The sequence below is a fragment of the Streptomyces sp. cg36 genome, assembly GCF_041080675.1.
Lineage (GTDB): Bacteria > Actinomycetota > Actinomycetes > Streptomycetales > Streptomycetaceae > Streptomyces.
This window is the reverse complement of the sequence record NZ_CP163520.1, coordinates 3,840,952-3,867,204: the sequence shown is the minus strand read 5'-3', so window position 1 is coordinate 3,867,204 and position 26,253 is coordinate 3,840,952. Positions and strand designations below refer to the sequence as shown.

At 73.8% G+C, this 26,253-nt stretch carries 17 protein-coding genes and 2 pseudogenes; 8 read left to right on the top strand and 11 right to left on the bottom strand.

Going from position 1 to position 26,253, the window contains the following annotated elements:
- The first annotated feature begins 2 nt into the window (after window positions 1-2).
- Window positions 3-1,178, top strand: a complete 1,176-nt coding sequence (locus tag AB5J87_RS17145; protein ID WP_369377595.1) for a methyltransferase domain-containing protein — start codon at window positions 3-5, stop codon at window positions 1,176-1,178.
- 13 nt (window positions 1,179-1,191) lie between these two features.
- On the opposite strand, the pseudogene AB5J87_RS17140 reads toward AB5J87_RS17145, so the two are convergent.
- Window positions 1,192-1,323, bottom strand: a pseudogene (locus tag AB5J87_RS17140) (Fe-S cluster assembly protein HesB); the annotation flags it as partial.
- 169 nt (window positions 1,324-1,492) lie between these two features.
- Here AB5J87_RS17140 and AB5J87_RS17135 point away from each other — a divergent pair.
- From AB5J87_RS17135 to sigJ, 4 genes are all read left to right on the top strand, one after another.
- The gene (locus AB5J87_RS17135; protein ID WP_369377593.1) at window positions 1,493-3,709 is read left to right on the top strand and encodes a germacradienol/geosmin synthase; all 2,217 of its coding nucleotides are present in this window, start codon (window positions 1,493-1,495) and stop codon (window positions 3,707-3,709) included.
- A gap of 12 nt (window positions 3,710-3,721) precedes the next feature.
- The gene (locus tag AB5J87_RS17130; protein ID WP_369377592.1) at window positions 3,722-4,675 is read left to right on the top strand and encodes a cation diffusion facilitator family transporter; all 954 of its coding nucleotides are present in this window, start codon (window positions 3,722-3,724) and stop codon (window positions 4,673-4,675) included.
- 74 nt (window positions 4,676-4,749) lie between these two features.
- The gene (locus AB5J87_RS17125) at window positions 4,750-5,526 is read left to right on the top strand and encodes an SDR family oxidoreductase (RefSeq protein WP_369377591.1); all 777 of its coding nucleotides are present in this window, start codon (window positions 4,750-4,752) and stop codon (window positions 5,524-5,526) included.
- Complete coding sequence (gene sigJ, locus AB5J87_RS17120) at window positions 5,523-6,437, top strand: RNA polymerase sigma factor SigJ (RefSeq protein ID WP_369377590.1); 915 nt, start codon at window positions 5,523-5,525, stop codon at window positions 6,435-6,437. The genes AB5J87_RS17125 and sigJ overlap by 4 nt, the downstream gene beginning before the upstream one ends.
- A gap of 178 nt (window positions 6,438-6,615) precedes the next feature.
- On the opposite strand, the gene AB5J87_RS17115 is transcribed toward sigJ, so the two are convergent.
- From AB5J87_RS17115 to AB5J87_RS17080, 8 genes are all read right to left on the bottom strand, one after another.
- Window positions 6,616-12,708 (bottom strand): DUF5979 domain-containing protein, encoded by a 6,093-nt coding sequence (locus AB5J87_RS17115; protein ID WP_369377589.1) that lies wholly within the window; start codon window positions 12,706-12,708, stop codon window positions 6,616-6,618.
- 117 nt (window positions 12,709-12,825) lie between these two features.
- Window positions 12,826-13,851: a low specificity L-threonine aldolase gene (locus AB5J87_RS17110; RefSeq protein WP_369377588.1), complete on the bottom strand. Its 1,026-nt coding sequence runs from the start codon at window positions 13,849-13,851 to the stop codon at window positions 12,826-12,828.
- Window positions 13,848-15,281 (bottom strand): aldehyde dehydrogenase, encoded by a 1,434-nt coding sequence (locus AB5J87_RS17105; protein ID WP_369377587.1) that lies wholly within the window; start codon window positions 15,279-15,281, stop codon window positions 13,848-13,850. The genes AB5J87_RS17110 and AB5J87_RS17105 overlap by 4 nt, the downstream gene beginning before the upstream one ends.
- On the bottom strand, window positions 15,278-16,378 hold the full coding sequence (locus AB5J87_RS17100; protein WP_369377585.1) for a hypothetical protein: 1,101 nt from the start codon (window positions 16,376-16,378) through the stop codon (window positions 15,278-15,280). The genes AB5J87_RS17105 and AB5J87_RS17100 overlap by 4 nt, the downstream gene beginning before the upstream one ends.
- A gap of 11 nt (window positions 16,379-16,389) precedes the next feature.
- Window positions 16,390-18,150, bottom strand: coding sequence for an asparagine synthetase B (locus AB5J87_RS17095; RefSeq protein ID WP_369377584.1), 1,761 nt, complete (start codon window positions 18,148-18,150; stop codon window positions 16,390-16,392).
- A gap of 1 nt (window position 18,151) precedes the next feature.
- Window positions 18,152-19,159: an alpha/beta hydrolase-fold protein gene (locus AB5J87_RS17090; RefSeq protein WP_369377582.1), complete on the bottom strand. Its 1,008-nt coding sequence runs from the start codon at window positions 19,157-19,159 to the stop codon at window positions 18,152-18,154.
- Window positions 19,156-20,574 carry an MBL fold metallo-hydrolase gene (locus AB5J87_RS17085; RefSeq protein WP_369377581.1) on the bottom strand — a complete coding sequence of 473 codons (1,419 nt, stop codon included), beginning with the start codon at window positions 20,572-20,574 and terminating at the stop codon, window positions 19,156-19,158. Before AB5J87_RS17085 ends, AB5J87_RS17090 begins: the two co-directional genes overlap by 4 nt.
- Window positions 20,575-20,585: 11 nt before the next feature.
- A complete protein-coding gene (locus tag AB5J87_RS17080) occupies window positions 20,586-21,956 on the bottom strand; it encodes a formylglycine-generating enzyme family protein (protein WP_369377580.1) in 1,371 nt (456 codons plus the stop codon).
- A gap of 521 nt (window positions 21,957-22,477) precedes the next feature.
- Between AB5J87_RS17080 and AB5J87_RS17075 the strand changes: the two genes are divergently transcribed.
- The 3 genes from AB5J87_RS17075 (at window position 22,478) to AB5J87_RS17065 (ending at window position 25,347) form a co-directional block, all read left to right on the top strand.
- On the top strand, window positions 22,478-23,491 hold the full coding sequence (locus AB5J87_RS17075) for a dipeptide epimerase (protein ID WP_369377579.1): 1,014 nt from the start codon (window positions 22,478-22,480) through the stop codon (window positions 23,489-23,491).
- A 70-nt stretch (window positions 23,492-23,561) separates the two neighbouring features.
- Window positions 23,562-24,017 carry a pyridoxamine 5'-phosphate oxidase family protein gene (locus tag AB5J87_RS17070; protein WP_369377578.1) on the top strand — a complete coding sequence of 152 codons (456 nt, stop codon included), beginning with the start codon at window positions 23,562-23,564 and terminating at the stop codon, window positions 24,015-24,017.
- 55 nt (window positions 24,018-24,072) lie between these two features.
- A complete protein-coding gene (locus tag AB5J87_RS17065; RefSeq protein ID WP_369377577.1) occupies window positions 24,073-25,347 on the top strand; it encodes an ATP-grasp domain-containing protein in 1,275 nt (424 codons plus the stop codon).
- A 28-nt stretch (window positions 25,348-25,375) separates the two neighbouring features.
- Here AB5J87_RS17065 and AB5J87_RS17060 read toward each other — a convergent pair whose 3' ends face one another.
- A complete protein-coding gene (locus AB5J87_RS17060; protein WP_369383774.1) occupies window positions 25,376-25,957 on the bottom strand; it encodes a hypothetical protein in 582 nt (193 codons plus the stop codon).
- 125 nt (window positions 25,958-26,082) lie between these two features.
- Window positions 26,083-26,244, bottom strand: a pseudogene (locus tag AB5J87_RS17055) (VapC toxin family PIN domain ribonuclease); the annotation flags it as partial.
- Between the last annotated feature and the right edge of the window lie 9 nt (window positions 26,245-26,253).

The window sequence follows — 26,253 nt, the reverse complement described above, 5'->3', positions numbered from 1 at the left end:
CTGTGAGCACACGCACAGAGGGGGCGGGTCCTTCGGGGCTCGCCTCTGCGCTCGTTGAGGCGGGCGCGCTGGCTTCTGACTGGCTGCCGACGTTCAAGGCGGTCCCCCGTGAGCTGTTCGTGCCTGACCGCATCTGGCCGGGCATCGCGGACGGCACCGAGCAGACGGCGTTGGTGGACCATGCCAAGGACCCGGACGCGTGGTTCAAGGCGGTGTACTCAGACATCCCCCTCACCACTCAGTGGGACGACGGGCGGCATACCGGGGACGGGCTGGGAGCCACGCCGACAAGCTCCAGTTCCATGCCGCGCATGGTCTTCTCGATGCTCACCGACCTGGACGCTCGGGAAGGGCAACACGTTCTTGAGATCGGCACGGGCACCGGTTGGAACGCGGGTCTTCTCGCGCACCGGCTCGGCAGCGCGAACGTGGTCAGTGTCGAGTACGACGAGGACGTGGCGAAGGGCGCGGGGGAGAATCTCCGGCGCGCTGGCCTGTCACCCTTGGTCATCGTGGGAGACGGGCGCTTTGGTCATCCCTCTGGTGCCCCGTTCGATCGGGTCATTGCTACGTGCTCGGTCGGGGAAGTGCCCCGGACTTGGATCGCGCAGACCCGGCCCGGCGGGGTCGTCGTCGCCCCGTGGGGAACGGACTACGGGGGCGAGTGCATCGTGCGCCTGGTCGTCGGCGACGACGGTACGGCGAACGGCCCGTTCACCCGCTCCAGTGCCTTTATGCGCCTGCGGCAACAGCGCACGGAACGCCCGCCCTTCGACGCCTACCTCAAGGGACGGGAGTGGCCCGCAGACGGCGCCAGGAGCACGACCGCGCTTTCGCCCGCCGACATCGGCGGGTGGCTCGCACAGTTCGTGATCGGGCTGCGAGTGTCCGGGGCGTTCTGGCGTGCCGAGCGGTACGACGACGGCTCTTACACGCTGTGGACCTACAGCACCGACACCCAATCGTGGGCGTCGGCCGACTACGAGCCAGAAGCCAGTGAGTACGTGGTAGTCCAGTCTGGCCCGCGCAAGCTGTGGGACGAGACGGAAGCCGCCTTCCGTTGGTGGGACCAGCAAGGCCGCCCCGGCTTCACTCGCTTCGGTCTCACCGTGGACAGCGACGGCGAACGGGTGTGGCTCGACTCGCCGGACTGCCCTGTACCCGTTCGGGGCGCATAGCCGCTCCATCTAAGGCCCACTCCATCGGGATCTGCTGGTCGAGCAGCATGCCGACCAGCGCGGCCAGCGGGCTGCGGCTCAGCAGGGCGTCCGCCTCCGGCTGCTGGGCGAGGTGCAGGGAGAGGGGCTTCTCGTGGGCTGCCATACCCCGATGATCACCGGGGCCGCCCCGCGACGCATGCCCGGACGCCGGCCCGTACAGGTTTTCCCCCGAACTCACGCTTTCGTATGACCGGTCCGCCGCCACCGAATGCGGGCGTCCGCGCCGGGTAGAACCGGGGCCGACCAACCGGTGGCACCAGGAGGGGAACCCAGTGAGCCAGCCGTTCGTCCTGCCGGACTTCTACATGCCGTATCCGGCCCGGCTCAATCCGAATCTGGAGGCGGCCCGGGTGCACTCCCGGGAGTGGGCCGACGCGATGGGCATGCTGGCGGGGTCCGGCGTCTGGGAGCTGAGCGACCTGGACGCGCACGACTACGCCCTGCTGTGCTCCTACACCCACCCCGACTGCGACGCCGAGGCCCTCGCGCTGGTCACCGACTGGTACGTGTGGGTGTTCTTCTTCGACGACCACTTCCTGGAGGAGTTCAAGCGGACCCAGGACATCGAGGGCGGCCGGGCCTATCTGGAGCGGCTGGCCGCCTTCATGCCGATGGACCTGGCCGACGGATTCCCCGAGCCCACCAACCAGGTGGAGCGCGGCCTCGCCGACCTGTGGACCCGGACCGTGCCGAGCATGTCGTACGGCTGGCGGGAACGGTTCGCCACGGCGACCCGCCATCTGCTCGACGAGTCGATGTGGGAGCTGGTCAACATCGACGAGGGGCGGATCGCCAACCCCGTCGAGTACATCGAGATGCGCCGCAAGGTGGGCGGCGCGCCCTGGTCGGCGGGGCTGGTGGAGTACGCGGCGCGGGCCGAGATCCCGGCCGCCGCGGCCGGGACGCGCCCGCTGCGGGTCCTCACCGACGCCTTCGCGGACGCGGTGCACCTGCGCAACGACCTGTTCTCGTACCAGCGCGAGGTGGAGGACGAGGGCGAGCTCAGCAACGGGGTCCTGGTCCTGGAGACCTTCCTGGAGTGCTCCACCCAGGAGGCCGCGGACGCGGTCAACGACCTGCTCACCTCCCGGCTCCAGCAGTTCGAGAACACCGCGCTGACCGAGGTTCCGGCGCTCTGTCTGGACAAGGGGCTGGACGCCGGGGAGTGCGCCCGTATCGGCGCGTACGTGAAGGGCCTCCAGGACTGGCAGTCCGGCGGCCACGAGTGGCACATGCGCTCCAGCCGGTACATGAACGGGGAGGTCGAGGCGGCTCCGGTGGCGGCGGGCGTGCTCGGCACCTCCGCGTTCGACATCAAGAACCTCTTCGGGCGGGCCGCCGCCGCCCGGCTGCGCAGCCACGCGCACGTGCCGTTCAGCCGGGTCGGCCCGTCCCTGCTGCCCGACTTCGACTTCCCCTTCGAGCTGCGGCTCAGCCCCCATCTGGCGCACGCGCGGGAACGGTCCCTCGCCTGGGCGGACCGGACCGGGCTGCTCAGCGACATCTGGGACGAGCAGAAGGCGCGCGGCTACGACTTCGCGCTCTGCTCGGCGGGCCTGGACCCGGACGCCACCCCGGAGGAGCTGGAGCTGCACGCCGAGTGGCTGACCTGGGGGACGTACGCGGACGACTACTACCCGCTGGTCTTCGGCCGCTCCCGCGACCTCGCCGGGGCGCGGGCCGCCCACGAGCGGTTCCTGCACGTCCTGGACGTGGACGACCCGGCGGCCGGGGCGGCCCTCGCGGCGACCCCGATGGAGCGGGGGCTCGCCGACCTGTGGCGGCGCACGGCGGGGCCGATGCCGCTGCGGGGGCGCCAGGAGCTGCGGGACGCGGTGGAGACGATGCTGGAGAGCTGGCTGTGGGAGCTGTTCAACACGGCCCAGCACCGCGTCCCCGACCCGGTCGACTACATCGAGATGCGCCGGCACACCTTCGGCTCCGAGCTGACCGTGGCCCTCGCCCGGCTCCGGCACGCCGACGTCCTGCCGCCCGAGCTGCTGCGTACGGGGACGATGACCGCTCTGGCGCACGCGGCGGCCGACTACGGGATGCTGATCAACGACTTCTTCTCGTACCAGAAGGAGATCGAGTTCGAGGGCGAGCTGCACAACCTGCTCCTGGTGGTGCAGCGCTTCTTCGACTGCGACTACCCGACGGCCGTGCGCGTCGCCGACGAGCTGGTCCGCTCCCGGCTGCGGCAGTTCCTGCACCTCAAGGAGAACGAAGTGCCGGGGCTGTACGAGCAGTTCGGGCTCGACGGGGCCGGGCGGCGGGCGCTGGACGCGTACATCGGGGAGTTCGAGGACTGGATCGCCGGCATCCTCCACTGGCACCGCTCGGTGCGCCGCTACGACGAGGAGTCGCTGCGCGGCGGCTCGCTGCCCAATGTCGCGCCCTCCCTGCTCACCACCGCCGGGCCCACCACCGCCGAGCTGCGCGTCGCGCTGCCCGCGCCCGGCCGGGTCGCGGGGCTGCCCCGGGCGTGATCGACTTTCCGCATGGGCCATGACCACGCTCCCCCGGGCTCCCGGCTCCGGCCGGACGGCGCGGGGGCCCCGGCCACCGGCACCCTGAGCGGCTCGTTCCGCGGACGGCTGCTGTGGACCATCGGCATCAGCGCGTCGATCACCGTCATCCAGGTGGTCGGCGCGCTGCTCTCCGGCTCCCTCGCGCTGCTCGCGGACGCCGCGCACAGCCTCACCGACGCGGTCGGGGTGTCGCTGGCGCTCGGCGCGGTCACCCTGGCGCAGCGGGCGCCCACCCCCCGGCGCACCTTCGGCTTCTACCGGGTGGAGATCTTCTCCGCCGTGCTGAACGCGCTGCTGCTCGGGGCGATCTTCATCTGGGTGCTGTGGTCGGCGATCGGCCGGTTCAGCGAGCCGGTGGAGGTCAAGGGCGGGCTGATGTTCGCCGTCGCGGTGGGCGGTCTGGCCGCCAACCTGGTCGGGCTGTGGCTGCTGCGGGACGCCAAGGACCGCAGCCTCAACCTCCGGGGCGCCTATCTGGAGGTCCTCGGCGACGCCCTCGGCTCGGTCGCGGTGATCGTGGGCGGTCTGGTCATCCTGCTGACGGGCTGGCAGGCCGCCGACCCGGTCGCCTCGATCGTGATCGGCCTGCTGATCGTGCCGAGGGCGTACGGGCTGCTGCGGGACGCGGTCCACGTCCTGCTGGAGGCCGCCCCGCAGGACGTGGACCTCGACGAGGTGCGGCGCCATCTGCTGGAGCAGCCCGGCGTGGTGGACGTGCACGATCTGCACGGCTGGACGGTCACCTCCGGGATGCCGGTGCTGACCGCCCATGTGGTGGTCGAGGAGAAGGCGCTGGCCGACGGGTACGGCGAGCTCCTCGGACGGCTCCAGGGGTGCGTCGGCGACCACTTCGACCTGGCGCACTCCACCCTTCAACTGGAGCCCGAGGGACACCCCGAAGCGGCCGGTGCACTGCACAGCTAGCTGTTCGCTTGCGCGGGGACCGGGCACGCGGTAGGCCCTTGTCACATCCGGGCCCGGCGCGTCGTCCTAGGGACATGGACATCGCGATTGCGGGAGGGACGGGGACGCTGGGAAGCCGCGTCGCCGAGGAGCTGCGTACGCGGGGTCATCGCGTACGCGTGCTGAGCCGTAGGTCACCGGATTACCGGGTCGATCTGACCACGGGAGAGGGGCTGATCGACGCCCTCGCGGGGTGCGAGGTGGTCGTCGACGCGGCCAATGGCCAGGGGTCGGCCAAGGGCGCGGCCCGCACGCTGGTCGACGGGTCCAGGCGGCTGCTCGCCGCCGCCCGCGCCGTGGGCGTGCAGCACCATGTGTGCGTCTCGGTGGTGGGCTGCGACATGGTGCCGATGGGATATCTCCAGGCCAAGGCGGAGCAGGAGTGGGTGGTGCGGGAGGGCCGGGTGCCCTGGACCATCGTGCGGGCCACCCAGTTCCACGAACTGCTCGCCGCAGCCCTGGCGTCGGCCGCCAAGTGGGGGGTGGTGCCGGTGCCGAGGGCGCGGCTGCGCACGGTCGCCTGCATGGAGGCCGCCTGGGTGGTCGCCGATGTCGCCGAGGGGGTGCCGCACCGCAGCCGGATCGAGGTCTGCGGGCCGGAGGACACCGATGTGCGGGAGATGGCGAGGGTCTGGCGTGCGGTGACCGGGCGCCGGGCGGTCCTGATGCCGGTGCCGCTGCCCGGCCGGATGGGGCAGGCGCTGCGGGCGGGCGCGCTGACCGTGGAGAAGCCGGACGTGCGCGGCACCATGTCGTTCGGGGAGTGGCTCAGGACCGAGCAGGTCTGGGCGAGCGTCGCGGGGCTGCGGTGAGCGCCGCCGCCGGGCGCGGCGCCCTCTCCGGGGAGGACGGGCTGGCCCGCGCCTTCGAACGGGAGCGGCCCCGGCTGCTGCGGGTCGCCTACACGACGACGGGGTGCCTGGCCGAGGCGGAGGACTGCGTCCAGGAGGCGTGGCTGCGGCTGCGCGGTCTGGAGGACCCGGCCGGGGTGCGCGATCTGCGGGCCTGGCTGACCACCACGGTGGGCCGGCTCGCCCTGGACGCCCTGGGCAGCGCCCGCGTGCGGCGCGAGCGGTACGTCGGGACGTGGCTGCCGGAGCCGCTGGTGGAGCACGCGCCGGGCGAGCAGGACCCCGCCGACCGGGTCACGCTCGACGAGTCCGTGTCGATGGCGCTGATGATCGTCCTGGACGAGCTGTCGCCCGCCCAGCGCACCGCCTTCCTGCTGCACGACGTGTTCGGGCTGCCCTTCGAGGAAGTGGCGGGCGTGGTGGGGCGGACCCCGGCGGCCGTGCGGCAGCTGGCGTCGCGGGCCCGGCGGCACGTGGACAGCGGCCGCCCGCACCACCCCGCCGGGTACGCCCGCCAGCGGGAGCTGGTCAGCGCCTTCGGGAAGGCGTGCCAGGAGGGGGATCTGGAGCGGCTGGTGTCGCTGCTCGACCCCGAGGTGGTCTGGCGCGGCGACGGCGGCGGCAAGGTCACCGCGATGCGCGGCATCGTGCGCGGCGCCGAGAGCGTGGCGCGCGGGATCGTGGCGCTCACCCGGATGCACGTCCCGCCGGACGGGCTGCGCCTGGCGCACGTCAACGGGGCGCCGGGGCTCGCGCTGTGGCACTGGGACGGGGCCCGCACCATCGTGGCGATCACCGTCGACGGGGGCCGGATCACCTCGGTGGACGCGATCCGCAACCCCGACAAGCTCCTGCACGTACCGGACGCCTAGCCCGGACCGTCCGACCGCGCGGTCCGTCGCACGCCGGCGCCGTGCCGCTCCCGAACCACGCCGACCGGTCCGGGACGTACGGCCGCGCGGCTGCCCGCGCCCCACGAGGGGTGCGGGCAGCCGCGTCACCGGTCGCGGACGGCCCGCCGCCGGGCGGCGGGCAGGTCCGGTCCGGGGCCTACCGGTGCGCTCCCCTCGATCTGCGCCGCAGCCCGGCCGCGCCGAGCCCGACCGCCAGCGCCACCGCTCCCAGCGCCGGAACCAGCAGCCACAGCACGTCGCCGACGCCGGTCGGCGGGAGCTCCGGGTGCGAGGGGGAGGGGTGCGGGGTGGGGGGCGTCGGCTCGGGCGGGGTGTCGCCGTAGTCGTTGGTGTACGTCACCTCCGAGGGGCCGGTGACCCGGACGACGCCGTCCGCCTCGCCGTCGCTGTCGGCGACCGTCACCTTGGCCCCGGCGGGCGCGTCGGTCTCCTTGACCGTGCAGACCGCGCCCTTCAGCACCGCGATCTTCCGGCTGCCGCCCGCGTCCAGGGTGAACTTCCGGTCCTCCTCGGGGAGTTCGAGCGGCGAGGAGGTGCCGTCGGCGGAGCGCGTCGCGCAGGCCACGGTGAAGGTGAACGGGCCCTTCCCGGCACCCGCCGTGCCCACCACCCGCTTGGCCACGGTCAGTTCGGCCGCGTCGAAGACGTTGGTGGCCGTGATGGTGACGTCGTCGTCCTCGCCGCCGCCGATCACCACCGCCCGGCCGGGCCCGTCGTGGTCGACCGAGGCGGAGGTGGCGCCGCCGTCGACGGCCTCCTCGGCCCAGCACCTGGCGCCCTTGGGCAGCGGGAAGCCGAGGTCGTCGACGGTCCGCTCGCCGGAGCCGGTGATCTCGTACCGGCGGCGGTCCACCACGGTCAGCGGCTGCCCCTTGGCGGTCTCGACCGTGCAGGTCAGCAGCAGCGCGTAGGTGCGGTCCGCGCCGAACGCGGCGGCCGTGCCGGTGACCTTCTTGACCAGCTTCAGGGTGCCGGTGTCATAGGTGTTCCGGGCGGTGATCGTCACATGCGGCCGGTCCTTGGTGACGACCGCGGCCGTCGCGTGGCTGCCGTGGTCCACGGCCGTGGCGGTGGCGCCGCCGTCGGCCATCTCCTCGGCCCAGCAGCGGGCGCCGACGGGCAGCGGGGTGTCGATGTCGAGCGACTGGCCCGCCGCGAGCGTGTACCGCTTGCGGATGACGAAGGCCACCAGCGGGTCCCCGTCCGGGCTCTCGCCCTCGCGGACACAGGTGACCCGGAAGACGAACTCCTTGGCGTACGGGGCGTCGTCGGGCGCCCCGGACACCTGCTTGACCAGGGTGAGGCGCCCGGTGGAGAAGGTGTTGGTGACGTCGACGGCCACCGTGGCCGGGGCGCCCTCGGCGATGGTCACCGGGCCCACCGGCGGCGGGGTCGCGTCCGCGCCCGCCGGGTCGGCCTCGGTCACCGTGCACTCCGCGCCCACCGGCAGGTCGTCGAGGACGGCGGTGAGCCGGGGCGCCTTGGCCGTGGCCGTACGGATCACCGCGTCCTTGCGGCCGTTGAAGGCGCAGGCCACCCGGAAGCGGAAGGTGCGGTCGGCGAACGCGGCGCCGCTGCCCTGGATCTTCTTGACGATCTTCAGCGACCCGGTGGCGAACCGGTTGGTGACGGTCAGCCCGGCCGTCTCGTCCGGCACCGACCCGATGACCGCGACCGCCTTGTCGCTGGACCCGGTCGCGGCGACGGCGACCGAGGTGGCGCCGCCGGTGCCCGGCTCGGTGGCCGTGCAGCGGGCGCCGCCCGGCAGATCGGTCACGGACTGCTCGCCGCCGCCCGCGAAGACGAGGTCCTTGGGGAAGCCGGTCAGCCGGTTCCCGTTGAAGGAGCAGTCGACCCGGACCGTGAACGGCCCCTTGCCGACCTCGGCCGCCGCGGGCCCGGTGACCGCCTTGCGGACCTTCAGCGAGGCGTTGGTGTACGTGTTGGTGATGGTGACGTGCTGGCCCTCCTCGTCGGGGGTGGCCGGGGTGATGGTGACCTCGGAGGCGTTGGCCTCGCCCAGGCTGGAGCTGTGCGCGCCCGCCGAGTCGGTCTCCCACACCTTGCAGCGCGCCCCGGCCGGGACCCCGATCAGGGCCATCGGCGTGTAGAGGGTGACCTCGAAGGTGCCTTCGCGCACGGTCACCGGCCGCCCGCCCGTCGGCGTCACCGCGCAGCGGTAGGCGAGGGTGTACGGGCCGAGCGTCACTCCGTCCGGCGGGTTCTCGGCGACCTTGTCGACGCGCAGGTTGCCGAACCGCATCCCCACCCCGACCTTGGGCGGCTCGGTGGTCGGCAGCACCTCGGGCCGGCCGCCGCGCAGCACGGTCTCGGAGTGCGCGAAGGAGTTCCAGGCGATCGCCGGGTCGCCGGGCCGGTCCAGGTCGACCGGTGCGGCCATCGGCAGCCGGACGAACACCTCGCCGCCCGGCGCCAGGTGCTCGGGGAAGCCGATCCGCAGCTCCGCGCCGGACGCCTCCGCCGTGAACGCCGCGCCCCACTCGGCGTGCGCGCAGTCCCGTCGCGGGGTGGCGATCAGGTCGGAGCAGGGGTTGGCGGCGGTGGCGTACCGGGTGGTGAGGGTGCCGGTGCCGACCAGGGTGGGCGGTCCGGCGAGGTGGGGGCGCGGGTTCCACTCGGTGCCGCGCTGCTGGTTGCCGAGCAGGACTCCGGTGTCCCCCTGGTACGGGAAGACGTCGAGCAGCCGGATCTCGGTGGTCGGGTCGGTGCCCGAGTTCACCGCCCGGATCAGGTAGTCGAAGTGCTCACCGGGCTGGACCAGCGCGGTGCAGGGGAACTGGGTGTAGGTGCGGCCGTCCTGCTTGAGGACCGGGCAGCCGGGCGAGTCCAGCGGCACGTAGCCGCGGCTCACCGTGTTGTAGAAGGCCAGGTCGGCGTTGCCCGCGACCCACTTGGTGGCCTCGAAGGCGGTGCCCGCGAGCGTGGTGATCTCGGCGCGCGAGGTGCAGTAGCGGCCCTTGCCGTACGCCTCGCCGTCCACCACCTGCCCGTCGCGGGCCGAGTTGAGCAGGCACGTCAGGTCCTGGCGGGTCTCGGAGCCCGCGCCGAACTCGTTCTGCGCGACCGAGTCGCCGGGGACGCCGGGGGCCGGCTTCACCTGGAACGTGATCTTGATTTCGGCGCCGGGCAGCATCGTCCAGGACGGCCAGCGCCAGCGCAGCGCGGTCACCCGCCCGTCGGGGGCGCGCGTCGGCTCGTACACCGGGTCGGGCGGCTGCGGCGTGCCCGCCGGGACGGTGGCGGTGACCTTGAACGGCAGGCCGCGGTCACCGGCGTACGCCTCGTCGAAGCGCAGCAGCTCCGGGACCGGGTCGGCGACGACCAGGCCGGGGACCGGGCCGGTGCCGGTGTTGCGCACGGTCAGGGTGAACGGGGCGGTCTCGCCGGGGCCGATGCGCGAGTCCGGGGTCTTGGAGACGTCCAGCTGGGCGCTGCCCTGGCGGACGTGGAGGGTGGCCTCGCTCTCCCCGAAGTCGAAGAGCCGGCCCGGCTGCTGGAGCGGCGACTCGCCGGCCGCGCCCGCGGTGTCGCTCAGCTCCTCGGGGATCTCGGTGGCCGGGGCCGAGCGCAGGAACTGGCGGGCCGCGACCTTGAAGCAGACGGTCACCGGGCAGGCGCCGGGCTGCCGGGCCGGGCCCGGGGTCAGCGCGTGGCCGCCGGAGGAGCTGGTGAAGGTCCAGCGCAGTCCGCGCACGTCGGCGGCGTTCACCCCGGCGGGCAGGCCGGGCGTGGTGGAGCCGGTGGCCTCGCCCTGGACGAAGACCGGCGGGGTGGCGGCGCAGCCGGTGGTGCAGGCGTCGACCCGTACCCGGTCGGCGCCCGGCGGGAAGGTGACCCCGGTCAGCCGCACGAAGTCGACGGCGTCGTAGAAGTCCGGGTCGACGTCGGTGACGACCAGCTGTCTGAGGTTGACGTTGCCGGTGTTCTCGGCGCGGACGCGCACGTCCGGCTCCTGGCGCGGCACCCCGGGCAGGCTGCGCGAGACGGTGGAGGGCGCGATGGTCTTCTGCACCGAACCGGCCGCGCTCGCGGGCCTGGTGACGTTCTCCTCGGCGGTGCAGTAGCCGCCGCCGACGGGCTTTCCGTCGGAGGTGATCTGCGCGCAGTTGTGGAAGGAGACGCCGTCCGCGACGCCGTCGCGCCGCACCACCTCGACGTCGACGATGATCCGCCCGTTCTGCGGCGGCAGACTGCCCTCGGCGAGCCGGGCGCGCACCCCCTTGGCCCGGGTGAGCAGCGCGGTGTCGCCCTCCTTGTACGCGACCCACGCCCCGGCCGCCGGGTCGTGGACCTCCAGCAGCACCGGCAGCCCCGACGGATAGCGGTAGCGCAGCGAGAGCCGGGTCAGGCGGACGGTGTCGAAGGGGTTGTTCGCGGCGGTCGGGTCGGCCGGGTCGGTGATCGCGGGCCGGACCATCGGGGTGGTGCCCGCGTTGGCCACGTCGAGGGTGAAGGTCACCGGGGTGCCCGGCGGCAGTTCGCTCTGGTCGACGGTCTTGGAGCCGCGGATGTCGGTGCGCGGGTTCTGCGGGCGCAGCGCCTCGCAGGCGGTCCCGGCCCCGGCGCCCGCCCCGTCCACCGGGTTGGTGGCGGCCACGTCCGCGCAGTTGTCGACGCCGTCCTCGGCGTCCTGCGCGGTGGCCTTCTTGTTGAGGACGCCGTGCAGGGACAGCTTGCCCTGGGCGTTGGTGGCGATGGTGCCGCTGCCCTTGGCGTCGGTGCCCCGGAAGGTGACCGACACCTGGCGCGGCGGGCTGCCCGCCGGACAGCCGGTGGCGGGCAGGTCGTGCCGCGCGGGCGGCTGGGTGAGCTGGACGGGCGCCGGCTTGGAGCCGTCGCGGCAGACCACCGTGACGGTGGCGGAGGTGGCCCCGGCGGGGAACTCCACGCGCGCCTTGGCCGCGTCGAACTTGTCGAACTCGCTGACCGCCGTCGTCGAGGGCTCGGTGATGGTGAGCGTGGCGACGGGGAAGGAGGAGGTGTTGCGGGCGCCGAGCACCATCGAGACCGGTGGATCGGTGCCGAGGACGGCGGTGCCGTCGGCCGTGTAGTTCCCGTCGGTGTCGGAGAAGTAGCTCTTGGTCCCCTGCACGGTCGCGATGTTGGGCAGGATGTCGAAGGAGGCGCAGGCCCGGGGGCCGGTGACCGCGCCCGAGACGGTGTCGCGGGCGGTCGTGGCGGCGCAGTTGTCGATCCGCTCGCGGGTGGTCGGCGCCAGCGGCGCACCGGTGGAGCGCACGGTGTCGCGCAGTTTGAGGCGCAGCCCGACCGAGCCGCCGGTGGCGTCGTAGGGGAGCCTGGCCCCCGAGGCCGAGGTGAACTCGAACCGCACCCCGGTCACCTTCGCGGGATCGACCCCCTTGGGCAGCGCCACCCCGGGTCCGGGCCCCTCGGCGCCCGCCGTGAACTCCCCGTCCGCGCACGGCGATCCGACCGGTTTGGTGCACACCAGGACCCGCACCCGGTCGGCCCCGGCCGGGAACCGCTCCACCGGCCCGATCCCGACCACGTCGAAGTCGTCGAAGACGGCGGGCGTGGTGTCGGTGACGGCGAGCCGGGTGACCTCGGCGGAGGTGGAGGAGCCGTTGCGCACCCCGAGGGTGATCAGCGACTCCTCGCCGGACTGGGCGACCGCCGAGCCGTCCGTCCACTTCTTGGTGGTGGCCGGGCGCACCTCGCGCGGGATGCGGACGGTGACGTCGGCGCTGTCGGACGCCTTGGCCGCGTTGTCGGCGTCGATGGTGGCGGAGTTGGGGACGGTGGCCCCGTCCGCCAGCGTCGTCTCGACGGGCACCCGCATCCCGATGACGACGTTGCGGTTCACCCCGGCGGGCAGCCCGGCGGCCCCGGCCGGGCTGGTGAGCGACTCGGTGAAGCGGATCGTCAGCTTCCGGCTGCCCGCGTCGTACGTCACCACCCGCCCGTCGGTGGTCTTGGGCAGCGAGGTGATCTCGAACTCGGCGGGCAGCACGTCCTCGATGACCGCGTTCACGCACGAGGTGGTCAGCGAGGAGCACGACGCCGTGAGGCTGTACGTGAAGACGCCGCCGGGCTCCAGGGGCATGGTCGCCCCGGTGACCTTCTTGACGATGCCGACATCGGCGTCGTCGGCCCGTTTCGCGCCGGGGCCGAGGGCGCCGACACTGCTCAGCACCGCCGAGACGACCACGGCCAGGGACAGGCCGAGCCGGAGGAATCGCTGCCGCACACCTGCTCCTCAGACACACCGGGGGGAGATACGGGCGCCAGAATCACATCGCGTACGAGCTGATATGCACTTATATGAGGAGAACACCGCGAGTCATCACTGAATGGGCGAATAGTCCTACTGGATCGCCGCTTCCGCAAGCGCGCGCACCACCAGCGGAACCGCCTGCGGCCGGTGTTCGCGATGCACCACGAACCGTACGTTCCCGTCCGGCAGAGGCAGGACGAGCACCCCCCGGTCCGCCAGCCGTTCGTGCAGGTCACCGGCGTCGACCCCGGCCAGCTTCACGGTCACGATGTTGGTGCGGCGCGGCGGCCTCGGCACCCGCGCCCCGGGCACCGACGCCAGGCCCTCGGCCAGCGCCGCGGCCACCGCGTGGTCCTCGGCCAGCCGGTCCAGCCGCTCCAGCCCTTCGAGCGCCGCCGCCGCGAGGACGCCCGACTGGTGCATGGTGCCGCCCAGCTGGAGCCGCAGCTCCCGCGCCCGCGCCACGAAGTCCGCGTCCGCGCACAGCAGCGACCCCACGGGCGCGCCCAGCCCCTTGGCCAGGCAGAACGTCACGCTGTCCGCCGGTGCCGCCAGCTCCGCCACCGGCAGGCCGAGCGCCACGGCCGCGTTGGCGAGCCGGGCGCCGTCCAGATGGACGGGGCAGCCGTGCGCCCGGCCGAGCTCCACGAGCGGCGCCAGGTCGGCCGGGGCGAGCGCGTTGCCGTGGTGCAGCATGCAGGTGTTCTCCAGCGAGAGCACCCCGGGCCGTCCGGCGCCCGCCCGCAACGCGCCCGCCAGCGCGGCCGGTTCGGGGGCGCCGTCGTCGCGCTGGGCCAGCTCGACCAGCTCCACCCGGGCGAAGCGGCGCACCCCCTCGCCCTCCATGCGCGCCAGATGCGTCTCGGCGCCGGTCAGCAGCCGGGTGCCGGGGGCGGGCGCGGCGGCCAGCACCGCGACCAGGTTGGCCATGGTGCTGCTCGGCAGGAACAGCGCCGCCTCCTTGCCCAGCAGCCGCGCCCCCGCCGCCTCCAGCTCCAGCACGCGCGGATCGTCCCCGTACGCGTCGTCGCCGACCTCGGCGCCCGCCATCGCGGCCCGCATCGCCCGGTCCGGGGCGGTGCGGGTGTCGCTGCGGAAGTCCAGGAGCGGGGTCACGGCCCCTCCCCGGGCGCGGCGGGGTGGGCGAGCCACACCGCCCGGGTCTGGGTGTACTGCTCGGCCGCGTGCACCCCGAGCTCCCGGCCGTAACCGCTGTGGCCGATCCCCCCGACGCTGATGTGCTCGTCCGTGTCGCCCCAGGTGTTGAACCAGAGCATCCCGGCCCGCAGCCGCCGCGCGAACCGCTCCACGCGCCCGCCGTCCGCCGTCCACACCGACGCCGAGAGGCCGTACTCGGTGTCGTGCGCCAGCTCCAGCGCCTCCCGCTCGGTACGGAACCCGCGCACCGCGAGGACCGGCCCGAACAGCTCCTCGCGCCAGGCCCGCAGCTCGCCCGGCACCTCGTCCAGGACCACCGGGCTCACATAGAACCCGCCGCCGTGCGGCCCGGACGGCTCCGGCCGCACCTCCCGCCGCCCCGGCGGCAGCAGCGCGGTGACGCCCTTGTCCACCGCCTCCCCGACCGCCGACGCCACCCGCTCCACGGCCCGCGCGCTGATCAGCGGGCCCAGTTCGGTGCGCGGGTCGGCGGTCGGGCCGACGCGGCGGGCGAAGGCGCGGGCCGCCACCTCGCGGACGAAGTCGCCGCGCACGCTCTCGTGGACGATCAGCCGGGAGGCGCCGACGCACATCTGGCCCGAGTTCCCGGTGAACGCCTCCACCGCCGAGGCCGCCGCCGCCTCCAGGTCCGCGTCGGGGAAGACCACCAGCGGGTTCTTGCCGCCCAGCTCCAGCGAGACGCGCTTGAGGCCCGGGGCGCAGTGCGCGGCCACCTCGCGGCCCGCCGCCGTGGACCCGGTGAAGGAGACGGCGGCGACCCCGGGCAGCGCGCACAGCAGCCGCCCCGCCGCCGCGCCCCCGTACACCGCGCCCAGCACCCCCTCGGGCAGCACCCGCCGCCCCAGCTCCACCAGCAGCCGTACGCTCAGCGGGGTCTCGGGGGCGGGCTTGACGACGGCCGTGTTGCCGTACGCGAGCGCGCCGCCCACCTTCCAGGCGGCCATCAGCAGCGGGTAGTTGGACGGCACGATCGCCGCGCACACCCCGAGCGCCACCCGGTCGGTGTAGGCGCGGGTGCCCGGCCCCGAGGGGTGGACCTCGCCCCAGGGCCGCAGCGCCTGCTCGGCGAACCACTCCAGCGCCCGTACCGCGAAGTCGACCTCGCCGCCGATCCGCGCGACCGGCTTGCCCGCGCCGACCCGCTCCAGCTCGACGAAGTCGGCGCCGTGCGCGCGCACCAGCGCGGCCAGGGCGCGCAGGCACCCGGCGCGGTGGCGCGGCCCGGCGTCCTGCCAGCCGTCGAAGGCGCGCGCGGCGGCGTCCACCGCGGCGGCGCACTCCTCGGCGGTGCTGTCGGCGAGGCGGGCGTGCACCTCGCCGGTCGCCGGGTCGTACAGCTCCCGTTCCGTGCCGGCCCCCGGGGTCACAGCACGGACCCCGCCCCGCTCAGCGGCGCGGCGGCCAGCAGTTCGCGGACCCGGGCCAGCGCGAACGCCTTGTCCCAGCCGGTGCGGGCGCTGCTGAGCAGCCGCGCCTGGACCCCGGCCGCCGGGTCGTGCCACATCGCGTCGAACGGGCCGACCCCGGCGTCCACGTACGCGAGGTACACCGGCTGCCCGTCGAGGCCGATCTCCTTCGCGTGCCCCGGGTGCTTCTCGCGCTGCGGCGGGAACGGCATCCGGCCGCCGCCCGGCCGCTGGAGGGTCAGCCGCAGCTCGTCGCCGCCCCCGGAGGTGTAGATCACCTCCAGTTCGCGCGCACCGGCGGCGTCGGCGAAGACGGCCGCGCTGTCGGCGGGCAGACCGCCGAGCGCGGCGGGCAGGTGCTGGGCGGCCAGGAAGCCGGCGAGCCGCTCCGGCGCCACCCAGTCGCCCTCGTGCGGCGGGGTGCGCCGGTGGAAGGCGAACAGGCCGGTCGGCACCGACACCATGGCCACCTCGTGGTGGCGCGCCCAGTAGCTGAGCGCGGCGAACGGGGTGGCCACCACCCGCGCCGCCGCCCCCGGCACGGCGGGCCGCAGCGAGCGGTAGAGCGCCACCAGCTCCTCGCCGGTGAACTCGCCCTCCAGGACCGACAGTTCCACGGTGGTCCGGCTCATCCGCGCCGAGGCCGCCGCATGCCCCAGGTAGTCGGTGCCCAGCCACACCACCCGGTCCGCCCCGATCGGGAAGGGGAGCGTCTCGCTGCCCCACAGGGCGGGGTGGTCGGCCGCCGGGAACGCCCAGTCGTACAGGAACTGCTTGAGCCGCAGCCGCCGTCCGCCGCCGCCGATCTCGGTGCGGTACGCGGCCGGGTTGGCCTCGGACCAGGGCGTGCGCCCGCTGTCCTGGCCGGTGCGTCCGGGCGGCGCCTCCTTGCGCAGGGTGCCCTCGGCGCGGTCGCATCCGGCGGGCAGCTCCGCCGGGTGCCACAGCGTGAAGTTGCACCACTCCTGGGCCTCTTGGGGCGCCAGGCGCGGCGGTACGTCCTCCAGGGCGGCCGGGTCGGCCACGGTCCGCCACTGCCAGTGTTCGTTGGTGCCCATGGTGATGTGTCCTACTTCCCTGTCCGGGTGAGCCAGGCGGAGGCGGATGCGAGATACATGAGTTCACCGGTGCCGAGGGCGTCGCGCAGCGGCGCGGGCGGCTCCGGGAGCCCGAAGGGCATGCCCTGCTCGTCCGCCAGCGTGCGCAGCGCCGCGCGGTACGACGGGTCGGCGGGGGAGGGGAAGCCCTGTTTGCGGCGCCGGACCACGGACGGCGGCAGCAGCCCGCCCAGCGCCTCCTTCAGCAGGTCCTTGTGGCTGCCGGGCTCCCCGGTGCTCTTGAGGTGCTCGGGGCAGCGGAAGGCCAGCTCGGCGAGGGTGACGTCCTGGAAGACCGGCCGGTCCTCCAGGGTGTACGCGGCGGAGGTCAGGTCGACCATGTCGTTGACGTAGACGAGGAAGCGGCGCATCAGGTGGTGGCGGCCCCGCTTGACCGGGTCGAGGGTGTCCAGCGCCCGGTACTCGTCGAGCACCCGCTCCCACACCTGCTCGCGCACCCCGGCCATGTCCACGCCGAGCTCCCCGGCCAGCCAGGTCACCAGCTCCCCCCACAGCGGGCGCTCGTCGGGGTAGAGGCGGTGGGTGAGGTAGTGGCGGCCGTGCAGATGGGCGGGGGCGTCCGGGGCGACCACCGGGAAGTAGCCGCCGTCCTGGTAGCCCCACATCTCGTCGGCGCCGTGGCCGGAGTAGACGACGACCTGCCCCTCGGCGGCGATCCGCTCGTACAGCTGGTACATCGCGAGCTCCGCGCCGTGCAGCAGCGGCCGGTTCAGCCGCCCGGCCACCTCCGGGACCAGCTTCACCGCGTCCCGGCGGTCCAGGTCGACCTCGGTGAGCGCCACCCCGTGGCGGGCGGCGACCAGCCGGGCGTGCGTCACGTCGCTGTCGGAGCCGCCCGCGCCCTCCTCGTACCGCACCACGTACGGCCGGGGCACCACCCCCCGGGCGTGCAGGGCGGCGAAGACGGCCGAGCTGTCGACGCCGCCGCTGAGCACCGCGGCCCGCTCCACGTCGGCCACCGACCGCAGGTCGACCGCCCGGTCGAAGGCGGCCCGGATCTCCTCGGCGCCCACCGGCTCGTCGCCCGGCTCCGGCCGCCAGTAGCGGCCGGTGCGCACCCGGCCGCCCCCCGCCACCAGGTACTCGGCGGGCCGCAGCGCGCGCACCCCGCGCAGCCAGGTCCGCTCGTCGGCCGCGTCCATCCGCACCCACGACCGCAGCACGAACTCGGCCGGGTCCACCTCGGGCGCGATCAGCCCGGTGGCGAGCAGTGCGGCGGGCTCGGAGGCGAACAGCACCCCGCCCGCCACCTCGCAGTACACCAGCGGTTTGATCCCGAAGTGGTCGCGGGCCAGCGTGGTGGTGGCGGTGGCGCCGTCGTGCCAGGCCAGTGCGAACATCCCGTCCAGGGCGGCGAGTACGGGTGCGGGCTCCGCCGTCCCGGCCAGCTGCTGGAGGGCGAACTCGGTGTCGCAGTGCGTCCGGCGCGGCCACGGCTCGGGCCGGGGCGCCCGCGAGGCGTACACCTCGCCGTTGCTCACCAGCGTCGTGCGCCCGTCCGGCGAGGTCATCGGCTGGTCCCCGGCGGCCGAGCGGTCGCGCACCGCGAGCCGTACGCAGGCCAGCATCACCGTGGCGTCCGGCGCCACCCAGGGCGCGGCGGCCCGCTCGCCCCGGTGGTGCAGCGCGCCGGTCAGGGTGGCGCCCAGCGCGGCCAGCCACGGCCTCTCGCGCGGCCCGTCCAGGCTGATGAAACCCGCGATCCCGCACATCTCACTCCCCCCGTTCCGGCTCGTCCCACACCCGCCCGAGCAGGGCGAGCGAGGTCAGGAACCGGTGCTCGATGCCGTGGTGGCCGCCGCCGTGCTCCTGGTACTCGTGCGCGATGCCGTGCTCGCGCCACACCGCGTGCAACGCCCGTACGCCCCAGTGCATGTGGTAGTCGTCGCGCCTGCCGGTGTCCAGGTAGAGCAGCCGCAGCGCGCGCAGCCGGCCGGCGTGCGCGGGGGAGAGGCGCACCGGGTCGTGGCGCAGCCAGCGCTCCCACACCGCCGGCCGGAAGAGGCCGGTGCGCGGGTCGCACGGCAGCGCCTCGGCGGGCGTGGTGCCGGGCTCGTCGGCGTAGCACATGCCCATCGCCAGCAGGCTCATCGCGACCATGAACGGGGTGTCGTGCGGGCCCGACTCCCGCTGGGCCAGCAGCCGTTCGACCCCGCCCGCCGCCTCCAGGGTGTCCAGGACGCCGGGCAGCAGCGGCAGATAGCTGTGCTCGAACCCGGCGTCCGGCGTGTGCGCCAGGACCGCGCCGAACAGATCGGTGCGCATCGCCGCCACCAGCGCCCCGTACCCGCCGCTCGACTTCCCGCCCACCGCCCGCCAGCGGGGCTCGGCCAGGGTCGGGAAGCGCCGGTCGACCTCGGCCACCACCTCCGCCAGCTGGCCGAGGTAGCGACCGCAGGCGGGCGCGTCCAGGTACTGGGAGCCGCCGTACGCGGTGGTGGCGTCCGGCACCACGATCAGCGCGGCCGGGACGGTGCCGCGCGCCATCGCCCGGTGGACCCGGTCCGCCGGGGCCTCGCCGAACGCCAGCGGGCGCCCGGTCAGCGACGGGTACGCGCCGAACCCGGGCAGCCAGTGCACCACCGGGTAGCGCCGCCCCTCGTCGTACCCCGGCGGCAGCAGGACCTCTATCCGGCGGGTGGCCGGGTCGCCCAGCGGGTTGTCGCGCAGACACGCGCTGGTGTGCTCGACCAGGACCCGCGTCCCCAGCGCCTCGCTCATACGGGCGCCCGTCCACCGGTCTCCCGGCTCAGCGCCCGGTCGACCCGGCGCGTGTAGAAGGCGGGGTGGTGGAAGACGGCCGAGAGCAGACCGCTGTTGCTCGCCCACAGCCCGTAGGAGCTGCCGAAGAGCAACTCGCTGTCCAGCAGCGCCTGGAGGGTGCTCGCGGCGATCTCGGTGTAGCCGTTGTCCTGGCTGAGGTGGTCGCGGGCCGGGCCCGGCCCGAGGTGGCTGATCCGGCCGCTCACCGGCTCCAGCAGATAGCTGTGGGTGGAGCCGCCGTCGTCGTGGAGCGAGAAGGTGTGGGTGGCGCCGCTGTCCAGCGCCCGGTACCAGAAGTCGGAGCCCACCAGGAGGTCCATCACCTCGGTGAGCAGCCGCTGCGAGGACCGGTTCTGGCGGCCCGCCCGGTCGTGCGCCGGGTCGAAGGGGGGCACCTCGGCGGCCGGGTCCAGGGTGACCTCCGCGTACACCGCCTCGAAGTCGTAACCGTCCGGCGCGTGCGGCCCGTTGTACTGCTCGACCTTGCCGTCCGCGACCTCGATGACCTGTCCCGGCCCCCACAGCAGCCCCTCGCGGCCCAGCTCGCGCAGCCGGGCGAGCGCCTCCCAGGGGGTGAACGGGAAGATGGTGCGGTTGCACCAGCCGTAGTCCCGCTCCCCCTCCCCGCTGACCTTCCAGCCGAAGGAGGAGGGGACGGTGACCCGGGCGCCGAGGGCGTGCACGTACCGGTCGAAGTTGGCGACCGCCCGGGCCCGGACCGCCGCGTGGTCGCCCAGCGGGCGGCGCTCGGTGAGGACCCCGGGAGGCGAGACGCTGTGCGCGGGCACGAACGCCACGTCCGGCGGGCGGGCGTCGGGGCCGGTGAAGTGGCGCACGGTCGACTCGTGCAGGATCGAGTCCCCGCAGAGCAGCACCGACGCCCCGGCGGTCTCGACCAGCACGCTCATCTCGGGGAACGGCACGTCGGAGACGAAGGTGCGCAGCACCACGTCCTCCCCCAGCCGCACGGTCTCGCCCGGGGTGACCGGCGTCAGCCGCTCGAAGCCGAGCCTGCGCAGCGTCCAGCCGATCGCCTGGTGGCCGAGGCCCGACGCGGTGAAGCGGGGCGGGACGCGGTCGCCGACCGGGAAGACGCACTCGGTCTCGGCGGCCCGGTGCGGGCTGTCGTCGAAGTCGACCTCGCCGTCCTCCAACAGCCGCGTCAGGGAAGGGAAGTGGTGGTGGTCGAAGTGGTGGTGGCTGAGCACGATGTGGTCGACGCCGCCGTCCAGGAGCTCCCCCAGGGTGTCCGGCAGGGCCGGGTGGTGCTCCCAGAAGCGGTCCAGGCGCTGGGTGAGCCAGGGGTCGAAGAGGATGCGCCGGCCCCCGGTCTCGACGAGGACGGCCGCGTGGCCGAGGGAGGTGAGCCGCATGGATGGTCCTCTCATTCCGCGTCGTACACGCAGCGGAACCCGACCTCGTTGTGCAGATCGGTGATCAGGTCCTTGCCCCGGTAGTAGGTCGTCAGACAGGCGGGCGGCGAGGTCCAGGTGCCGCCGCGCAGCACGTGGAAGGCGTCCTTGCGGTTCATGAACTCCATCGGGTGGCGGCCCTTGAAGAAGGGGTCCATGTCCTCGCCGGTGTAGAAGTTGGTCCGGGTCAGCTCCCAGACGTTCCCGGACATCTGGAGCACGCCGTACGGACTGGCCCCGCGCGGCAGGCTGTCGGCGGGCAGGACGGGGTGTGCCGGGGTGTCGTCGTGGGTAGTGGTGACCAACAGCGCCTCCAACTCGTCCAGGTCGGCCACCTGCCGCCCGTAGGAGCGCTCGACGTAGTGCACCCGTTCCGGATCCCAGGCGTCGCCCCACGGGTAGGTCCGGCCGTCCGTCCCGCGCGCCGCCTTCTCCCACTGGAGCTCGCTCGGCAGCGAGCCGCCCGCCCAATTCGCGAAGGCCCACGCGTCGTACCAGTCGATTCCGACCTGGGGCATTTCCGGTGCGTTGAACCGGGGGTCGTGGGCGTGTGCCGGACGGTGATTCCTGCCGTCCTCCGGCTGGTCCGGGTGGTCGAACACACCGCTTTCCCCGGCCTCCGCCAGGAACTCGGCGTACCGCGCATTGGTGACCGTCGTCCGGTCGATCCAGTAGGCGGGCAGGTCGACCGCCCGCAGCGGATTGTCGTCCTGGGTCATGCGGAAAGGCCCGCTCTGCGCGGACGCGTTCCCGACAATAAAAGGACCACCCGGTACGAGAACCGCGCCCTCGGTCCTGCGCGGGCGCGTCGCGTGCGTGCGTATCCGTGCCCGCATGTCCGTGAAGAACTCGTCCTCAAGGCGCCGCAGCTCCTGGGGATCACGGGTGCCGAAGATGGTGAGCAGCGCCCGCTTGGTGAAGGCCGCGCCGCATCCCACAGGTTTGCGGGAGAAGTCCTCCCGCGTGAAATTGCTCGGCCAGCCGGATATCCGGATCAGATCGGGCACCGCCGCCCGCACGCGGTGTTCGGTGATCAGCCGCAGCGAGGTGAACGCGACCCAGTCGACCGGGTCGTGGGTGCCGCCGGCGATCGCCGCGGCGGCTGCCGGGTCCGCCCGGTGCCGCTCCGCCAGCAGCCGCAGCGCGGCGGCCCGCACCGGCCACTCCGGGTGCCGCACGGCCAGCGCGACCAGCAGCGGAATGCCCTTGGCGTCCCGGCCGCGGCGGTCGGCGAGGTCCACCACGGACTGGACCGACTCCCAGTAGCGGGCGTCGTCCGAGCCGTCCACCTTCAAGAACTCGGGCGGCAGGTCCACGGTCGTGGATGGCAGGTTGCCGACCACCGGCATCTCCCTTTCGCATGTGGGGGCCGCCCGTACTGGAGTGTACGGGCGGCCTTTTCGCCTCTTGTTCCACACCGCTAAAACGGGACTACCACTTCGTGGTGTCCTGCTCGTTGTCGCGCGTTCCCATGAAGTCCTTTTCCGACATCAGAATCAGCCTCCTCCCACATAGGAAATGAACAAGAATGCCGGACGCGGCCACGCCAAAACCGGGGAGCCCCACGGGGACATCCCCATGGACAGCAACCGCTTGCCGACCCAAATCATGTTCCGGTGCCCATGGGGCCGCGTCAACAGTGCGATCATCGAATGTGCGCGGAGCGGGCCGATTCGGTCGTCTTGACAGTCCTGAATATCGAACACCGATCAAGGAGTCCGCTGTTCGCGAAGGGTTCCGATTGACTGGTGCAGGGTAATTGACAAGCCAGGACCTGGCCAGAATCATCTGTTGTGCAGATCACAGCTAAAATCTTCAATCATCCCCTTTCCGGGATTGCGGAACCTGAGCTACCGTCCTCCGCGTGGATTCCTTGCAGTTCGCCGTGGTGCGCCAGGAGATTGCGTTCGGACTTCCCTACACATACGCCCGCGGCCATGACCTCACCTGTACGGTCGTCCGCGTCGAGCTGCGCGACCCGCCGGATTCCGGCGGCCGGACCGGACGCGGCGAAGGGGCGCCCTTCGAGAGCTGGTTCGAGGTCTCCGCCGAGGAGACCGTCGCCGAACTCGAAGCGGTCGGCCCGCTCGTGGAGAGCGGCACGGTGGGCCGGGACGGCCTCCTCGGCCGGCTCGTCCAGGGCGCCGCCCGCAACGCGCTGGACGCGGCCCTGTGGGACCTGGCGGCCAAGCGCGCCGGCGTCCCCGTCTGGCGGCTGCTCGGCACGCCGGAGCCCAAGCCGCTGGAGATCATGACCACCATCTCCCTGGCCGACCCCGACCAGTTGGAGCAGGAGCTCGCCGAGAGCCGCTCGTCCCGCGTCCTCAAGCTCAAACTCGGCTCCCCGGACGCCGACGACGACGTGCGCAGACTGGAGCGGACCCGGGCCGTGCGCCCCGACGCGAGCCTCGTCGTCGACGTGAACGGCGGCTGGGACCTGGACGTACTGCGCGAACTGCTGCCGCTCCTGGACCGGCACCGCGTCCGGATGCTCGAACAGCCCGTGGACGCCGCCGCCGAACCCGGCCTGGCCGAACTGCACCACCCCGTACCGATCGTGGCCGACGAGTCCTTCGAGACCGAGGACGACCTGGCCCGGGTCCGCGGCCTGTACGACGGCGTCAACATCAAGCTCGACAAGTGCGGCGGTCTCACGGCCGCCCTGCGCATCGTCCGCCGCGCCCGCGCCGAGGGCCTGCGCGTCATGGTCGGCTGCCTGCCCGGCAGTTCGCTCTCGGCCGCCGTCGGCTTCCACGCCGCCCAGCTGGCCGAATTCGTCGACCTGGACGGCCATCTGCGCCTGGTCGACGACGTCGAGCCGAAGATGCGGGTCAAGGACGGCTGGCTGCAGCCGCCGCAGCGGGGGCTGTGGGGATGAGGCCGGCGGCACGCCCAACCGGGCGCTCCCGAGCGCGTGTTGGCGCCCCGGCTCGACTAGGTTCATGACCATGACGAACCCCACGGTGCGCACGCTCGACGAACGGATCCGGGACACCCGGCGGCACTTGGAGCAGGACGTGGACACCTGGGTGTCGACGGCCTCGGCGGACGGCACCCCCCACCTCGTCCCGCTCTCCTTCCTCTGGGACGGCGAGGAGATCCTCATCTCCACCGTCCGCACCGCCCCCACCAGCCGCAACCTGCTGGCGGGCGGCTCGGTGCGGCTGGCCTTCGGCGCGACCCGCGACGTGGTGCTGGCCGAGGGCCGGGCCACCGCGGTCGAGGAGCACGTGCTGGACGCGGCGACGGCCGACGCCTTCGCCGCGAAGACGGGCTTCGACCCGCGCCAGGAGAAGCAGGAGTACGTCTACTTCCGCATCCGCCCGCAGCGCGTCCAGGCGTGGCGGGAGGCCGACGAACTCGCGGGCCGCACGCTGATGAGGGACGGAACCTGGCTGGCCTGAGCCCGCCCACGCACCCCGCCCGGTCCCCGGGCCCCGACCGAGGGAGGAGCGCCGGATGCCGGTGCGGACGATCAACGAGCGGGTGGCCGTCGTGGTGGACGGCCACTCCACGGGGGCGCTGCTGGCGCCCGCGTTCACCGCGTACGGGATCGGCGCGGTGCACGTCGAGAACCGCGCGGAACGCTCCGAGGCCCATCTGCGGACGTTCGCGCCGGAGACCTACCGGGCCTGCTACGCGTACGAGGGGGACCTCGGCGCGCTGGTCGGGGCGCTGCGCCCGCACCAAGTCGGCTGGGTGGTCGCGGGCACCGACTCCGGGGTGGCGCTGGCCGACCGCCTCGCCGCCGCGCTGGGCCTGCCCGGCCACAACGACCCGGCGACCTCGGCGGCCCGCCGCGACAAGCTGGAGATGCAGCGCGCGCTGGCCCGCGCCGGGGTGCCCGCCGCCTGGCACGAGGCGGTGACCACGGCGGAGGCGGCCCGGACGGCGGCGGCGCGGCACGGCGGGGCGCCGGTGATCCTCAAGCCGCTGCGCAGCGGCGGCACCGACGGCGTACTGCTCTGCGCCGACCCCGCGGAGGCCGCCCGGGCCGCCGGGAAGCTGCTGGGCAGCGCCACGATCTACGGCGAGCGCAACGACGCGGTGCTGGTCCAGGAGTACCTGCCGGGCGACGAGTACATGGTCAACTGCGTGAGCGCGCGCGGCCGGCACACCGTCCTGGAGACCTGGCGGTCGGTGAAGACGGTGGTGGGCACGTCACCGGTGTACGACTACACCGAACTCCTCGCCCCGGACGACCCGTCGGCGCGGAGCGTGGCCGCGTACGTGGGCCGGGCGCTCACCGCGGTCGGCATCCTGTGGGGCCCCTCCCACACCGAGGTCATCGTCACCCCGGACGGCCCGCGCCTGGTGGAGACGGCCGCGCGCCCACAGGGCACCGCGGACCTCTCCGCGATCACCCGGGCCACCGGCCGCAACCCGCTGACGGAGACGGTCCACGCGCTGCTCGACCCCGACCTGTACGCCGCGGGCGGCCCGCCCCCGCCCGCGCCGCGCCGGGCGGCCCGGGGCGTCAGCTTCATCTGCCCCCGCGGCGGCCGGCTCCGCCGCGACCTCGACTGGGCCCCGGTGCGCCAACTCCCCTCCTTCCACAGCCTGCTGGCCCCGGCCCCCCGGGCGGGCGAGTACATCGCGCCCACCACGGACCTCTTCACCCGCCCGGGCGCGGTGTACCTGATCCACGAGGACCAGGACACGGTGGAACGCGACCACGCGACGATCCGGCGGTGGGAGGCGGAGGGGTTCTACGACATCGAGGAGGGGGGCTGAGCGGGCGGACGGGCCGAGGGGTGCGGGCTCAGTCCGCAGGCGCGTACAGCCGGGCGTGGGCGCGCCCGGCGAAGTCCATCATCCGGGCCTGGAGGGCGCCGGTGGTGGCCGCGTAGCGGGCGGTGTCGCGGGCGGGGCGCCGGGCGTCGGGCGCGGTGCCGTCCAGCCACTCCTCGACGTCGTCGATGAGCGCCTGATGCGTGTCGTACACGGCGTCCATGAGCGAACTGACCGCGTGCTGCTCCTCGTCGGAGAGCATCAGCCGCAGGACCCACTCGGCGGCCTGCGTCTCCCGTATCCGCTCGTGCACCCCCTCGCGCCGGGCCGCGAGCTCGGCGTCGCTGCCCCGGCCCGCCCACGGGGCCCCCAGGTGCTGGCGCACCAGCCGCATCTGCCGCCGGGCGTTGTCCACGGAGAGGATCAGCTCCGCGTACGCGGCCCGCTTGCGCGCGAGCGTCTCGGCGTCGCGCTGCGCGGCATGCGCGAGCCGGGCCACCTGAAGCTGCCCCCGCGCCTGCAGCCGCACCCCGGCCCACGAGCCCAGCGCCCCCACAACGGCCCCACTGGCCCCGAGCCCCGCCCCGACGACGACCGCCCACTGTCCGTCCATGGGGGGACGGTAGGGGTGGGTGGGGGAGGGAGGGAAGCGGGAGTGTCGCGCGCGGGGGCACCTCGACGCCTGAACGATGTCGTACGGCGGTGAACGCCACCAGAACCGCAGCCACTGCGGACCTGCTTGCCGTGTCCCGGGCCGTACCACTGGAGGGCCTGCCCGGTCACCGCCGCGATGCACTCGGAGTCGTGATCGCGATGGAGCAGTGTGAGCCCCTGCAACTCGGCGGTCGCGGCGACGACCAGGTCGACCGCTCCGGCACTGCGGTGCTTTCCCTGCTTGGTCGCTGGATT